Source organism: Citrobacter sp. Cb023, assembly GCF_030336805.1.
GTDB lineage: Bacteria > Pseudomonadota > Gammaproteobacteria > Enterobacterales > Enterobacteriaceae > Citrobacter > Citrobacter braakii.
This window is the reverse complement of record NZ_JAOWCV010000038.1, coordinates 608,276-622,660: the sequence shown is the minus strand read 5'-3', so window position 1 is coordinate 622,660 and position 14,385 is coordinate 608,276. Positions and strand designations below refer to the sequence as shown.

The following is a 14,385-nucleotide window of genomic DNA, read 5'->3' as shown; positions in this document are numbered from 1 at the left end:
ACCAAATTAAAAAGATTTAGGTTTACGAGTCTACACCAAACTCATAACGAAACGTATACCAATATGGCTCATTCTTCTCGCTGGACAATGTCGCAAGTCACCGAATTATTTGAAAAACCGCTGTTGGATCTGCTGTTTGAAGCGCAGCAGGTTCACCGTCAGCACTTCGATCCGCGGCAGGTTCAGGTCAGTACGCTGCTGTCGATTAAGACCGGTGCCTGCCCGGAAGACTGCAAATACTGCCCACAAAGCTCCCGCTATAAAACCGGTCTGGAAACGGAACGTTTGATGGAGGTTGAACAGGTACTGGACTCTGCGCGTAAAGCGAAACAGGCCGGTTCAACGCGGTTTTGCATGGGCGCGGCGTGGAAGAATCCACACGAACGCGACATGCCTTACCTGGAACAGATGGTTCAGGGCGTAAAAGAACTGGGGCTAGAAGCGTGTATGACGCTGGGTACGCTGAACGAAAATCAGGCCCAGCGGCTGGCCAATGCGGGTCTGGACTACTACAACCATAACCTCGACACCTCGCCGGAATTCTACGGCAATATCATCACAACCCGGTCGTACCAGGAGCGTCTGGATACGCTGGATAAAGTGCGTGAGGCGGGCATAAAAGTTTGCTCCGGCGGGATTGTGGGACTGGGGGAAACGGTGACCGACCGCGCGGGTCTGTTGCTGCAATTAGCGAATCTGCCAACGCCGCCAGAAAGCGTGCCGATCAACATGCTGGTGAAAGTGAAAGGCACGCCGCTTGCCGATAACGACGATGTGGATGCCTTTGATTTTATTCGTACTATCGCCGTGGCGCGGATCATGATGCCGACTTCATATGTCCGTCTTTCAGCCGGACGCGAGCAAATGAACGAACAAACCCAGGCGATGTGCTTTATGGCCGGGGCTAACTCGATTTTCTACGGCTGCAAACTGCTGACCACGCCGAATCCGAACGAAGATAAGGATTTGCTGTTGTTTCGCAAGCTGGGTCTCAATCCGCAGCAAACGGCGGTGCTGGCGGGCGATAACGAACAGCAGCAACGCCTGGAACAGGCGCTGCGTACCCCAGATACCGACGAATACTACAACGCGGCAACCGTATGACCTGGCAGCAAAAAATAGACGATGCGTTAACGGCGCGTCGTCGTGCTGATGCGTTGCGTCGGCGCTATGCGGTGACGCAGGGCGCCGGTCGCTGGCTGCAGGCCGACGGTCGCCAGTATCTGAACTTTTCCAGCAACGACTACCTTGGCTTAAGCCACCATCCGCATATTATCTGCGCGTGGCAGCAAGGCGCTGAGCGTTTTGGCGTCGGCAGCGGCGGCTCGGGTCATGTCAGCGGTTATTCCGTTGCTCATCAGGCGCTGGAAGATGAGCTGGCGCAATGGCTCGGCTATTCACGGGCGCTGCTGTTTATCTCCGGTTTTGCCGCTAATCAGGCGGTCATTGCCGCGCTGATGGGCAAAGAGGACCGGATTGTTGCTGACCGGCTCAGCCATGCCTCACTGCTGGAAGCTGCCAGCCTTAGCCCTGCCGTGCTACGTCGCTTTACCCATAACGATCCGCAACATCTGGAACGTCTGCTGACCACCCCCTGTCCGGGGCAACAACTCGTGGTCACTGAAGGTGTGTTCAGCATGGATGGCGATAGCGCACCGCTGGCGGAAATTCACGCGGTAGCAGAGCGGCAGGGCGCGTGGTTGCTGGTGGATGATGCGCACGGGATTGGCGTCAGCGGTGAGGAAGGGCGCGGTTCGTGCTCCCGACAGCAGGTGAAACCCGAGCTGTTAGTGGTGACGTTTGGCAAAGGTTTTGGCGTCAGCGGTGCGGCAATCTTGTGCTCAGACAGCGTGGCCGATTATCTGCTGCAGTTTGCCCGTCATCTGATCTACAGCACCAGTATGCCTCCGGCGCAGGCCCAGGCCTTGCGTGCCGCGCTGGAGGTGATCCGCAGCCGCGAAGGCGATGAGCGCAGAGAAAAACTGGCGATGCTGATCCAGCGTTTTCGCGCTGGGGTGAATACGCCGGACTTTACGCTGGCGCAGTCAGACAGCGCCATTCAGCCACTTATCGTGGGCGACAATCATAAAGCCTTGCAGCTGGCGGAGGCATTACGTCAACAGGGATGCTGGGTGACGGCTATTCGCCCACCGACGGTGCCGGTTGGTACGGCCAGGCTGCGGCTTACGCTGACCCAGGCGCATGAAGTCCAGGATATCGATCGCTTACTGGAGGTGCTGCATGGCTCAGGTCAATAAGCAGGCGATTGCTGCCGCGTTTGGTCGCGCGGCTACTCACTATGAGCAACACGCGGAACTCCAGCGTCAGAGCGCCGATGCGTTACTGGCGCGACTCGATGGTCGGGCATTCTCTCAGGTTTTAGATGCGGGCTGCGGACCCGGGCGTATGAGCCGTTACTGGCGGGAGCAGGGGAGCGAGGTCTGCGCGCTGGATCTGTCGGCGCAAATGCTGACTGAAGCACAGCGTCACGATGTCGCCCACCGCTATTTGCTGGCGGATATTGAAGCCATTCCGCAGGCTGCTGCTACTTTCGACCTGGCCTGGAGCAATCTGGCCGTACAGTGGTGCAGCGATCTGCGCGGCGCGTTACGTGAGCTTTACCGGGTGGTGCGTCCTGGCGGGACGGTGGCGTTTAGTACCCTGGCGCAGGGGTCAATGCCGGAGCTTCGTCAGGCGTGGCGAGCGGTTGATGAGCGGGAGCACGCCAATCGTTTTTTGCCCGTGGAGCAACTGGAAAACGCCCTGCATGGGTGGGACGTTGAATACCAGTCTCATGCCGTCACGCTGTGGTTTGACGATGCGCTGAGCGCCATGCGCTCGCTGAAGGGCATTGGCGCGACGCATTTGCATGATGGCCGCGAGCCGCGCGTCCTCACCCGCTCACAGCTGCGCCAGCTGCAGCTAGCCTGGCCCTGCCAGCAGGGGAAATATCCGCTGACCTATCATCTATTTTTGGGAGTGATTCAACGTGACTAACACTTTTTTTGTCACCGGGACGGATACCGAAGTGGGTAAAACTATCGCCAGCTGCGCGTTGCTGCAGGCGGCGGGGCAGAGGGGATTGCGAACCGTCGGCTATAAGCCAGTGGCGTCGGGCAGTGAAATGACGGTTGAAGGTCTGCGTAATAGCGATGCCCTGGCATTACAGCGCAACAGCGTTGTGACGGTGGACTATGCGGCTATCAACCCCTATACCTTCGCGGAACCTACCTCACCGCATATCATCAGCGCGGACGAAGGTCGCCCCATTCAGGCCTCTGTAATGTCTGCGGGTTTACGCGCGCTGGAACAACAGGCTGACTGGGTGCTGGTGGAAGGTGCCGGCGGGTGGTTTACGCCGCTTTCGCCAACGCTGAGTTTTGCTGACTGGGTGAAAACAGAGCAGTTGCCGGTTATTCTGGTGGTTGGCGTTAAGCTCGGCTGCATCAACCACGCTATGCTGACCGCCCAGGCGGTGCAGCAGGCCGGACTGACGCTTGCCGGATGGGTCGCCAATGATGTGACGCCACCTGGCAAGCGTCATGCTGAATATATGGCAACGCTCAGGCGTGTGCTTGCGGCTCCGCTGCTGGGGGAAATTCCCTGGCTGGCAGAAGAGCCGGAGCGGGCATCGACAGGACGTTATATCGATCTTAGCGTTTTGTCTGTAGCGCCCCCCAGTCGGTGATTAGCGGGTTGCTGAGCTGTGTGATTTGCCCCTGAGCCACGTTGCGCCCACGGTGTAACAGGCAGTAGCAGTCAGCGACCCGACGAATAAACGGCAGGCTCTGCTCCGCGAGCATTATGGCGATGCCGAGCTCCTGGCCTAACCTTACAACCAGGTTCCCCAGTTTGTGGATATATGCCTGGCCACTTCCCCGCGTGGGCTCATCGAGGATCAGCAGGCGCGGGCGTGTGACCAGCGCGCTGGCGAGCGCAAGCTGGTGCTGATCATCTTCCGATAATGCCGCCCCTTTGGCCTGACGCAGTACGAACAACTGTGGAAACAGGCGGTAAATATCACTGCTGTTCATCGTTTCGCTTTCCTCAACCGCCTGACGCGCAATATGCAGATTTTCCTCTACCGTCAATTGCGAAAAAATCCGTCTCTCTTGTGAAACGTAGTTAATGCCCAGCGCGATGCGATTTGCCGCCGGAATGGGACTCAGGTCGCGCGGCGGCGCGCCAGCCTGATGCCAGAACATGGTGCCGCTTTCGATCGGTAAATTGCCGATAATGCAATTGGTCAGCGTAGTCTTTCCCATTCCTGGAAGCCCCAGCACACCGGTACATTTACCGGGCAGCAGGTCGAGATCCACATCCCATAGGGAGTGTTGATTACCGTAATAATGATTCACTGCGCGAAGACTCAACATAGATTCCTCCAGCATGATGCTATCCGCCCCACGTACAGGTCGTCGGAAGAAAATTGCAATTCTCTTGCCAGAAGAGGGATTGGGGTCAAAAAACAGCAGGAGAGTGTGCCGCGCAGGCGGTAACGTCTGGCTAGCCGGAGGGCTGGCGTTGTTTTGTGCACATTGCCAGTGCCTGGCGGTGTCGTAATGGTGCAGGCAAGAAAATGATGAAAATGCGAGCAAGATCCCGGCCATTCCAGGCCGCTTCGTTAGCTGATAAATATCAAAAAATAGCGATAAATTTTTTTTATCCCTCCGGAAAAGGGAGTGAGGGCGTTTTTGCCAGGCTACAGTCCATACGGGCTGGAGGCAGTTATCCACTATTCCTGTGGATAACCTTGTGTATTAGAGTTAGAAAACACAATGTAAGCGAGAGAAGACGCGGCCTGCGACTAAATTGATGCGAAAGACGGCTCGGGATAATAGTCATTAAATTACAGAATGTTAGATAAAATCAATGGCTGTCGCAGAAGTGTCATGCGTTGCCACAAAACTTTCATCGGGCAGCTTGACAAATGTTAAAAAAGTCATTGCTTTGGGGATAACACGTTTTTGCTGGTGTTTTATCTTGTCTGAGGCCAAATTTTAGCCTGCAGTCACGGTCATTCTGATGGCGTATCAGAAATATTCTGGTGCGTTACTGTTTTTTCATCCAGTATATTTTACTGGCAAAATATACGACTGCGAGTAAAATTACACACCTGCCCGCCCATTGCTTCAGGTAGCTGCTCATGAGTAAACCGTTCAAACTAAATTCCGCTTTTAAACCCTCTGGCGATCAGCCTGAGGCTATTCGCCGTCTGGAAGAAGGGCTGGAGGATGGTCTGGCGCATCAGACGCTGCTGGGGGTGACGGGCTCGGGGAAGACATTCACCATCGCTAACGTAATTGCGGACTTGCAGCGGCCTACCATGGTGCTGGCTCCCAATAAGACGCTGGCCGCGCAGTTGTACGGTGAGATGAAAGAGTTCTTCCCGGATAACGCGGTGGAGTATTTCGTCTCCTACTACGACTATTATCAACCGGAAGCCTACGTTCCAAGTTCTGACACCTTCATCGAGAAGGATGCCTCGGTTAACGAACATATTGAGCAGATGCGTCTGTCAGCGACCAAAGCGCTGCTGGAACGTCGGGATGTCGTTGTCGTCGCGTCAGTTTCCGCTATCTATGGTTTGGGCGATCCGGATCTGTATCTGAAAATGATGCTGCATCTGACGGTAGGGATGATTATCGACCAGCGTGCGATCCTGCGCCGCCTGGCGGAACTGCAATATACCCGCAACGATCAGGCATTTCAGCGCGGAACCTTCCGCGTGCGTGGTGAAGTGATCGACATTTTCCCGGCTGAATCCGACGATATCGCGCTGCGCGTGGAACTGTTTGATGAAGAGGTCGAACGTTTATCGCTGTTTGACCCGCTTACCGGGCAGGTTGAATCCACGATTTCGCGCTACACCATCTATCCTAAAACGCACTACGTGACGCCGCGCGAACGTATCGTGCAGGCGATGGAAGAAATCAAAGTTGAGCTGGCAGAGCGGCGCAAGGTCCTGCTGGCAAATAACAAACTGCTGGAAGAACAGCGGCTAAGTCAGCGTACGCAGTTCGATCTGGAAATGATGAACGAGCTGGGTTACTGCTCGGGGATTGAAAACTACTCCCGCTATCTGTCCGGGCGTGGCCCCGGCGAGCCGCCGCCGACGTTGTTTGATTACCTGCCTGCCGACGGCCTGCTGGTGGTGGATGAATCCCACGTCACTATCCCGCAAATTGGCGGTATGTATCGTGGTGACCGGGCGCGTAAAGAGACTCTGGTCGAATACGGATTCCGTCTGCCGTCGGCGCTGGATAACCGTCCGCTTAAATTTGAAGAGTTTGAAGCGCTGGCCCCGCAGACCATCTACGTCTCAGCTACGCCGGGCAACTATGAACTGGAGAAATCCGGTGATGACGTCGTCGATCAGGTAGTACGACCGACCGGTCTGCTGGATCCTATCATTGAGGTACGCCCGGTGGCGACGCAGGTTGACGATCTGCTGTCTGAGATCCGCATCCGTGCGGCGATTAACGAACGTGTGCTGGTCACTACGCTCACGAAACGGATGGCAGAGGATCTCACCGAATACCTCGAAGAGCACGGTGAGCGGGTGCGCTATCTGCACTCAGACATCGATACCGTGGAACGTATGGAAATCATTCGTGACCTGCGTCTGGGCGAGTTTGACGTGCTGGTGGGTATCAACCTGTTACGTGAGGGTCTGGATATGCCTGAGGTCTCACTGGTGGCGATTCTGGACGCAGACAAAGAAGGGTTCCTGCGTTCGGAACGTTCGCTTATTCAGACCATCGGTCGTGCGGCGCGTAATATCAACGGGAAGGCTATTCTCTACGGCGACAAAATTACCGCCTCAATGGCTAAGGCGATAGGTGAAACTGAACGCCGTCGTGAGAAACAGCAGCTCTACAACGAAGAACACGGTATTACGCCGCAGGGGCTGAACAAGAAAGTGGTCGATATTCTGGCGCTGGGTCAGAATATTGCGAAGACTAAGGCGAAAGGCAAAGGGAAGTCACGCGCAGGCGCGAAGTCTGAAATTGTCGAACTGGATATGACGCCAAAAGCGCTGCAGCAGAAGATTCATGAGCTGGAAGGGCAGATGATGCAGCATGCGCAGAATCTTGAATTTGAAGAGGCTGCGACAATCCGCGACCAGTTGCATCAGCTGCGCGAGTTGTTTATCGCGGCATCGTAAGATTGTTTCCACTTTCCAATTCGCCATCGCGTAAATGCCATGGCGATTGGAAAAATACAGAATGTATTATCACTTATAATTATATTATTCGTTTTTCTATTGCCATTTATTTTACTTAAAATTAATGCACTCACTCTAATTGATTCTTTGCTGAATTGATTTTTGTTTTTCAGCTTTGTGAACCTCATCGTTTTATTCTTTACATTTCTGACGATTCTTTCAGCATTTTGGCAGCAAGAAAAAGGCTGTCATTGTTCCTTTTTTTATAATTGTCCTGTTATAGAAATTTCCCTGACGAAAATATAAAGGAAAATTATGAAAGAGATAATATACAATTACGCTGAGAATGATTATGCCGTTCAGGACGCCATGATATGTTCTGGCGTTGGTGAACAACACCAGAAAAATTTTGGTGCAGTCAGCCCTCCGCTAGTAAAAACCAGTCTGTTTGTGCAGCAGAGCTATCAGCAATACTGTGATGATATGCAGCACGAAGCTGAACGTTACATCTATTCCCGGGGGCTTAACCCAACAACGGAACTGTTAGAGCATAAACTGGCAGCGTTGGAGCGTGGCGCGGCCTGCAAAGTTTTTGGCTCGGGCATGGGCGCGATAAGCGCAACATTGTTTGGCCTGCTGAAAAGTGGTGACCATATTATTCTGGTGAATAATGTTTATGGTCCAACAGTTGTGCTGGTGAAGCAAATGCAACAACGATTTGGTATTGACTATGACATTGTTCTCAGTGGCGATGTCGAGGATATTCGGCAGAAAATAAAGCCGAATACTCGCATGATATACACGGAATCCCCAGGAACAATGACCATGCGAGTTGTGGATCTGCAGATGATAGCAGAGTTGGCGAAAGAGAATAATATTATTACTGCCATTGATAATACATGGGCTACGCCACTCTTCCAAAAGCCATTGACTCTTGGTTTCGATTTAGTGCTCCACTCTTGTACTAAATATATCGGCGGTCACAGTGATTTAACGGCGGGTGCTGTGGTAGGCGCAAAAGTCTATCTTGATATTATTCGTGATTTTTCACATCAGCTTCTTGGCGCAGTGCTGGCCCCAGATAGTGCATGGTTAGTGATTCGCGGTTTACGAACGTTGCCGCTGCGCATGAGACAACATCAGAATAATACCTATGCAATTCTTACTTTTCTCAATAGCAGAGCAGAGGTTGAGAATATCTGTCACCCTCTTATGGCAGATGCAAAACAACGTGAAATTGTTTCACAACAAATGTTTGGTACTTCTGGTCTCATTAGTTTTGAACTTAAAGATGGCAGTTTTGAAAAAGTTAAAGCCATCATTGATAGTTGTAGAATTTTCAAACCGGGGTGCAGTTGGGGGGGATATGAAAGCCTGATTATTTCTCCAAATCGCGGTTATAACCAGGATGTAATATGCAAAGATGGGATGGCACTTGGTTTAATTAGGATTTCAATTGGACAAGAATCTCCAGAGATGTTAATCGCGGACTTAGAGAATGCGTTTGATTCTATAAAAACATATTAATAGCGGGAAAATAACATGGTAAGCACAAATAAGCAACCGAGCTTTTATGCAGCATTGATGTTATTAGTGGCTATTTTCCTGGTTTTCTTTATAGGTATTGGGATTTTAAATTACCCAGTTGAATTTATCTTAATTGTTATTACGATTATTACAGGTTTTTTTGCCAGATACTATGGCGCGGGCTGGAAGGAAATTCTCCAGACTTTTATAGAAAAAATAAAAGATGCCGTCCCTGCAATGTTAATTCTACTGTCGATCGGTATGTTGATTGGATGCTGGATGGTTAGTGGTACCATTCCGTTAATGGTCTATTATGGCCTGGAAATTATCAACCCAGCTTACTTATATCTTACAGCTTTTTTAGTGACGGTTTGCATCTCGACATTTACAGGCACTTCATGGGGTTCCGCAGGAACAATTGGTGTGGCGTTGGTTGCCGTTGCTGCGGCGATGAATGTGTCATTGCCGATTACTGCTGGAGCCGTTATCTCCGGTGCCTATTTTGGTGATAAATTATCTCCTTTATCAGATACCACAAACATGGCCGCGTTAGCTGCGGGGGCTGAGCTTTATCAAAGTATTAGAAATATGTTGTATACATCGGTTCCTGCTTTTTTGTTTGCCTGCCTGGGGTTTTATATCGCGGGGTTAGATTTAAATTTGGTAAATTCAATCCAACTAGATACTATCCCGGTCATGAAAAAAGCGCTAAACTCATTATTCTGGCTTAACCCTTTATTAATATTACCGACATTGCTGGTCTTTATTGGTGCGATAAAAAAATGGGATACCATTATTGTTTTGATCGCATCTTCTTTTTTTGCTCTGGCAATATGCGCAATTTTTCAGCCGTTTACCATGATGGACCTTGTTCAAGCATCGATTAATGGCTTTAATACCAATATGATCAGCAATTTTTCAGATGTCGCGATGAATGAATCTACGACTAAAAATATTAATATATTGCTTAATCGTGGCGGTATGTATTCAATGGTTAGCCCAATTGTGGTTATGCTTTGTGCATTTATGTTCGCTTCGGCACTTGATGTTTCTGGTGGCCTTAATGTACTGCTTGGGCGACTGGTTCAGAAATTAAAAACGGTGACCAGTACTCTGTTGGCGACAATGTTCACAAGTTCTTTATTAGTTGCCTGCACTGGCAATGCAGTCATCAGTTTCTTTCTGGTGAAGAATATTTATGATCCTTGTTTTAAAAACAAAAAATTGCATATGGTTAATATGTCCCGATCAATGGAGTCTGGAGCCACGCTACTTGAAGGGCTTTTCCCTTGGACAATATCTGGTATGTTCATGGCGAAAACGCTGGGGGTGGCGACGCTGGATTATGCACCCTGGGTTTTGTTCAATTTAAGTTGCCTGGTTATGGCCGTATTCTTTGCCATTCTTGCCCGGTGGTCTAATTTTGGCACAAGATACGAAGAGCCAATATCCGCCGAGCAGGTACCTGTGCTGAGAGGTTAATGCAGTAAGCTACAATCCTCATTACGATGAGGATTGTATGCTAATCACGCACTTGGGATTACCCCAGCGCCTGTACCGCTTTCTCCAGCGCGTAATGCAATAGCTGGCGGTCATGGCGGTAGGGAATGTCGCTGGCTTCCAGCACTTCCTGAATAACAACGCGGTCGGTAACGGTGGATACATCTACTTTCGGGCCCACAACCACCGCATCAATCACTTTCCTGCCAACGTACTGTTCAATGATTGCCAGCTTATCGTTAAGCGTCAGGCTGGCTGCTGGCAGGCTTAATTCACGACCCAGATTGCCGATGTAGACCATCGGGGCAGGTGTGCGACGTAATGCCTGCGCCAATTCGTCGAGTAGCAGGAGCGGCATCAGGCTGGTGTAAAAACTGCCGGGTCCGATCAAAATCAAATCCGCTTCGGCGATAGCTTCAACTGCCTCCCGCGTGGTGGGGACTTTTGGCGACAGCATCAGTTCCTGAGGCGGGATGGTGAGCTGATCGATATTCACTTCGCCATAGACTTCATGTCCCTGATCGTCGATAGCCATCAGATCCACCGGCAGCTCCGACATCGGAATTAAATGCGCGTCAACTTTCAGCAGATTACGAATTAAATTGATGGCTTCCAGAGGCCGCACACTGAGGTGATCGAGCGCCTTTAACATCAGATTTCCGAGGTTATGCCCGGAAAGCTCACCATTACCGCCAAAACGATACTCAAACATGGCGGATGCAACGCTGGGTTGAGTAATTAACTGGTTCAGACAGTTACGCATGTCTCCCCAGGCAATTCCTCCTTCAGAGCGACGAATACGACCTGTCGACCCGCCGTTATCGGTCGTGGTGACGATCCCCGTCAGGCGTGAGCCTAAAGGGGAAAGAGAGGAGAGAACGCGTCCCAGTCCATGCCCTCCGCCGAGAGCGACAACGCGGTCCAGATCTGCCAGCGTGCGAGTGCGCATATATTTTCCTGATATCAATTGATCGGCGCTACAGTAACGTAAATAGTGTGTTTTCAGCAATTATCCAGGCGGAATCTGGCGTAATTTTTTTCTGCGATCTACTCCTTTCTGACGAGATTCACCTGCCGGCAAGATGATGTATATCAATGCAAAACTGTGGTTTTTGCTTATTCTGTAGCGAAATTGCACGATTATGTCGCTATGTATGTGTTTATACAGCGAAAGTGTACATGGCAAAAGCGTCATTTACACGCTAGTATCGGCATAACCACAATGTACTCTGAATAATTTGAGTTGCAGGAAGGCAGTGAGGGAGAGAATCCCCCGTAAGCGGACATAAGTACGTGACTGGGGTGAATGAACAAAGCCCACGCTTCTGCAATTTGAAGTATGACGAGAATAAACACTCTAGCCTCTGCACCTGGGTCAAATGATACGGTGCTTTGGCCGTGACAATACTTGAATAAGTTTGTCACCAGGGCGTAGGAAGAAATGACTACGTCTCCCGTATTTGGAAAGGTGTACATGGGCTCTCAACTTACCGATGCTTTCGCACGTAAGTTTTACTACTTACGTTTGTCGATTACCGATGTGTGTAACTTTCGTTGCACCTACTGCCTGCCGGATGGCTATAAGCCCGGCGGTGTCACCAATAACGGCTTTTTGACCGTTGATGAAATTCGCCGCGTCACGCGCGCGTTCGCCAGTCTGGGAACGGAAAAAGTGCGTCTGACAGGGGGCGAACCTTCATTGCGTCGCGACTTTACCGACATTATCGCCGCCGTGCGCGAAAACCACGCCATCCGTCAGATTGCGGTGACCACTAATGGTTATCGTCTGGCGCGTGATGCCGCTGCCTGGCGCGATGCCGGACTGACCGCACTTAACGTCAGCGTCGACAGCCTCGATGCCCGTCAGTTTCACGCCATTACCGGGCAGGACAAATTTCAGCAGGTGATGGCAGGCATTGACGCCGCCTTTGATGCGGGTTTTGAAAAAGTGAAAGTCAATACCGTGCTGATGCGCGACGTAAACCATCATCAACTGGACACCTTCCTGGCGTGGGTTCAGCCCCGTCCTATCCAACTACGCTTTATTGAACTGATGGAAACGGGCGAGGGCAGCTCTCTCTTCCGTAAACACCATATCTCAGGCCAGGTCCTGCGCGATGAGCTGCTGCGTCGCGGCTGGATCCACCAGATCCGACAGCGCAGCGACGGCCCGGCTCAGGTTTTCTGTCATCCTGACTATGCTGGTGAAATTGGTCTGATCATGCCTTATGAGAAAGACTTCTGCGCCACCTGCAACCGTCTGCGCGTTTCCTCTGTCGGCAAGCTGCATCTGTGTTTATTTGGTGAAGGCGGCGTAAGCCTGCGTGATTTGCTGGAAGATGACGCTCAGCAGTCGGCGCTGGAAGAACGCATTTCAGCCGCGCTGCTGGAGAAAAAGCAGACTCATTTCCTGCATCAGAACAATACCGGTATTACGCAAAACTTATCTTACATTGGCGGCTGATCGCTAAAAGGAGTTTTTCATGAGTCAGGTAAGCGCTGAATTTATCCCGACACGCATTGCTATTCTTACTGTTTCCAACCGTCGCGGCGAAGAAGATGACACCTCCGGCCATTATCTGCGTGACTCGGCGCAAGAGGCGGGTCATCAGATTGTCGACAAGGCGATTGTCAAAGAGAACCGCTACGCCATTCGCGCCCAGGTTTCTGCATGGATTGCCAGTGAGGATGTGCAGGTTGTGCTCATTACAGGCGGCACGGGCTTAACCGAAGGGGACCAGGCGCCAGAAGCGCTGCAACCGCTGTTCGACAGAGAAGTCGAAGGGTTTGGTGAAGTATTCCGTATGCTGTCGTTTGAAGAGATTGGCACCGCGACGCTGCAATCCCGGGCGATTGCCGGAGTGGCCAACAAAACGCTGATTTTCGCCATGCCTGGGTCGACTAAGGCGTGTCGTACCGCATGGGAAAATATCATTGCGCCGCAGCTCGATGCCCGTACGCGTCCGTGTAATTTCCACCCACATTTGAAGAAATAAGTATGTCGCAACTGACTCATATTAACGCCGCTGGCGAAGCGCATATGGTGGATGTCTCCGCCAAAGCGGAAACCGTACGCGAGGCGCGTGCAGAAGCATTCGTGACCATGCGTAGCGAAACGCTGGCGATGATTATCGACGGCAGCCACCATAAGGGCGACGTTTTCGCCACGGCGCGTATTGCCGGTATTCAGGCCGCCAAACGGACCTGGGATCTTATCCCGCTGTGCCATCCGCTGATGTTGAGCAAGGTTGAAGTTAATCTGCACGCCGAGCCGGAACACAACCGCGTACGCATTGAAACGCTGTGTCGCCTGACCGGGAAAACCGGCGTCGAAATGGAAGCGTTAACGGCGGCCTCCGTGGCAGCGTTGACCATCTACGATATGTGCAAAGCGGTGCAAAAGGATATGGTGATTGGTCCGGTGCGTCTGCTGGCTAAAAGCGGCGGTAAATCGGGAGATTTTAAGGTGGATGCGCATGATTAAGGTTCTTTTCTTTGCTCAGGTACGGGAATTGGTGAACACGGATGCGATAGAGGTCGCCGCTGAGTTTGCAACGGTAGAAGCGCTGCGCCGGAGTCTTGCGGCAAAAAGCGATCGCTGGGCGTTGGCGCTGGAAGACGGCAAGCTGCTGGCAGCGGTAAACCAGACGCTGGTCAGTTTTGACCATCCCCTTAATGCGGGTGACGAAGTGGCTTTCTTCCCACCGGTAACCGGAGGCTAAGATGGCTGAAACGCGAATTGTTGTTGGTCATGCGCCGTTCAGCGTCGGGGATGAGTATCCCTGGCTGGCCGAACGCGATGAAGATGGCGCGGTGGTCACTTTCACCGGTAAAGTCCGCAATCACAATCTCGGCGATAGCGTGCAGGCGTTAACGCTGGAACACTATCCGGGAATGACCGAAAAAGCGCTGGCGGAGATTGTCGACGAAGCGCGTGCGCGCTGGCCGCTGGGACGAGTAACGGTCATTCATCGCATTGGCGAACTGTGGCCGGGTGACGAAATCGTTTTTGTTGGCGTGACCAGTGCGCATCGCAGCAGCGCGTTTGATGCCGGGCAGTTCATTATGGATTATCTGAAAACCCGCGCACCGTTCTGGAAGCGCGAGGCCACGCCAGAAGGTGAGCGCTGGGTTGATGCCCGCGACAGCGATAAGCTAGCAGCAAAACGCTGGTAGAGTACAATTGGTGT

General features: G+C 51.9%; 14 protein-coding genes and 1 riboswitch. Of the genes, 12 read left to right on the top strand and 2 right to left on the bottom strand.

The features are described 5' to 3' along the window. Positions 1 to 63 precede the first annotated feature (63 nt). From bioB to bioD, 4 genes are read left to right on the top strand one after another with little or no spacing between them, the layout of a single operon-like run. The gene (bioB, locus tag OGW44_RS16780) at positions 64 to 1,104 is read left to right on the top strand and encodes a biotin synthase BioB (protein WP_029139462.1); all 1,041 of its coding nucleotides are present in this window, start codon (positions 64 to 66) and stop codon (positions 1,102 to 1,104) included. Next, on the top strand, positions 1,101 to 2,258 hold the full coding sequence (gene bioF, locus OGW44_RS16775) for an 8-amino-7-oxononanoate synthase (RefSeq protein WP_104652263.1): 1,158 nt from the start codon (positions 1,101 to 1,103) through the stop codon (positions 2,256 to 2,258). Before bioB ends, bioF begins: the two co-directional genes overlap by 4 nt. Next, positions 2,242 to 2,997: a malonyl-ACP O-methyltransferase BioC gene (gene bioC, locus OGW44_RS16770; protein WP_016156049.1), complete on the top strand. Its 756-nt coding sequence runs from the start codon at positions 2,242 to 2,244 to the stop codon at positions 2,995 to 2,997. Before bioF ends, bioC begins: the two co-directional genes overlap by 17 nt. Then, on the top strand, positions 2,990 to 3,688 hold the full coding sequence (gene bioD / locus OGW44_RS16765) for a dethiobiotin synthase (RefSeq protein ID WP_115190797.1): 699 nt from the start codon (positions 2,990 to 2,992) through the stop codon (positions 3,686 to 3,688). The genes bioC and bioD overlap by 8 nt, the downstream gene beginning before the upstream one ends. On the opposite strand, the gene OGW44_RS16760 is transcribed toward bioD, so the two are convergent. After that, positions 3,654 to 4,376, bottom strand: a complete 723-nt coding sequence (locus OGW44_RS16760) for an ATP-binding cassette domain-containing protein (protein ID WP_046274632.1) — start codon at positions 4,374 to 4,376, stop codon at positions 3,654 to 3,656. The genes bioD and OGW44_RS16760 overlap by 35 nt on opposite strands. Before the next feature lie 770 nt (positions 4,377 to 5,146). Here OGW44_RS16760 and uvrB point away from each other — a divergent pair. The 3 genes from uvrB to nhaC all read left to right on the top strand — a co-directional run bounded on the left by uvrB (position 5,147) and on the right by nhaC (position 10,177). Then, positions 5,147 to 7,168, top strand: a complete 2,022-nt coding sequence (gene uvrB, locus OGW44_RS16755) for an excinuclease ABC subunit UvrB (RefSeq protein ID WP_016152344.1) — start codon at positions 5,147 to 5,149, stop codon at positions 7,166 to 7,168. 315 nt (positions 7,169 to 7,483) lie between these two features. After that, positions 7,484 to 8,695: a trans-sulfuration enzyme family protein gene (locus OGW44_RS16750; RefSeq protein WP_185654306.1), complete on the top strand. Its 1,212-nt coding sequence runs from the start codon at positions 7,484 to 7,486 to the stop codon at positions 8,693 to 8,695. 15 nt (positions 8,696 to 8,710) lie between these two features. Continuing rightward, positions 8,711 to 10,177 carry a Na+/H+ antiporter NhaC gene (gene nhaC, locus OGW44_RS16745; protein WP_019076340.1) on the top strand — a complete coding sequence of 489 codons (1,467 nt, stop codon included), beginning with the start codon at positions 8,711 to 8,713 and terminating at the stop codon, positions 10,175 to 10,177. Between the two features lie 58 nt (positions 10,178 to 10,235). Here nhaC and yvcK read toward each other — a convergent pair whose 3' ends face one another. After that, the gene (gene yvcK / locus OGW44_RS16740; RefSeq protein ID WP_016156054.1) at positions 10,236 to 11,144 is read right to left on the bottom strand and encodes a uridine diphosphate-N-acetylglucosamine-binding protein YvcK; all 909 of its coding nucleotides are present in this window, start codon (positions 11,142 to 11,144) and stop codon (positions 10,236 to 10,238) included. Positions 11,145 to 11,536: 392 nt separating this feature from the next. After that, positions 11,537 to 11,682, top strand: a riboswitch (molybdenum cofactor riboswitch). On the opposite strand from yvcK, the gene moaA reads away from it, so the two are divergent. The 5 genes from moaA to moaE all read left to right on the top strand — a co-directional run bounded on the left by moaA (position 11,670) and on the right by moaE (position 14,371). Continuing rightward, positions 11,670 to 12,659, top strand: a complete 990-nt coding sequence (moaA, locus tag OGW44_RS16735; RefSeq protein WP_016152346.1) for a GTP 3',8-cyclase MoaA — start codon at positions 11,670 to 11,672, stop codon at positions 12,657 to 12,659. It overlaps the preceding riboswitch by 13 nt. A gap of 19 nt (positions 12,660 to 12,678) precedes the next feature. Next, positions 12,679 to 13,191 carry a molybdenum cofactor biosynthesis protein B gene (gene moaB / locus OGW44_RS16730; protein ID WP_016152347.1) on the top strand — a complete coding sequence of 171 codons (513 nt, stop codon included), beginning with the start codon at positions 12,679 to 12,681 and terminating at the stop codon, positions 13,189 to 13,191. 2 nt (positions 13,192 to 13,193) lie between these two features. Beyond that, on the top strand, positions 13,194 to 13,679 hold the full coding sequence (moaC, locus tag OGW44_RS16725) for a cyclic pyranopterin monophosphate synthase MoaC (RefSeq protein WP_003035188.1): 486 nt from the start codon (positions 13,194 to 13,196) through the stop codon (positions 13,677 to 13,679). Further along, positions 13,672 to 13,917, top strand: a complete 246-nt coding sequence (gene moaD / locus OGW44_RS16720; RefSeq protein ID WP_016152348.1) for a molybdopterin synthase sulfur carrier subunit — start codon at positions 13,672 to 13,674, stop codon at positions 13,915 to 13,917. Before moaC ends, moaD begins: the two co-directional genes overlap by 8 nt. 1 nt (position 13,918) lies before the next feature. Then, positions 13,919 to 14,371: a molybdopterin synthase catalytic subunit MoaE gene (gene moaE / locus OGW44_RS16715; RefSeq protein ID WP_046274634.1), complete on the top strand. Its 453-nt coding sequence runs from the start codon at positions 13,919 to 13,921 to the stop codon at positions 14,369 to 14,371. Positions 14,372 to 14,385: the final 14 nt, after the last annotated feature.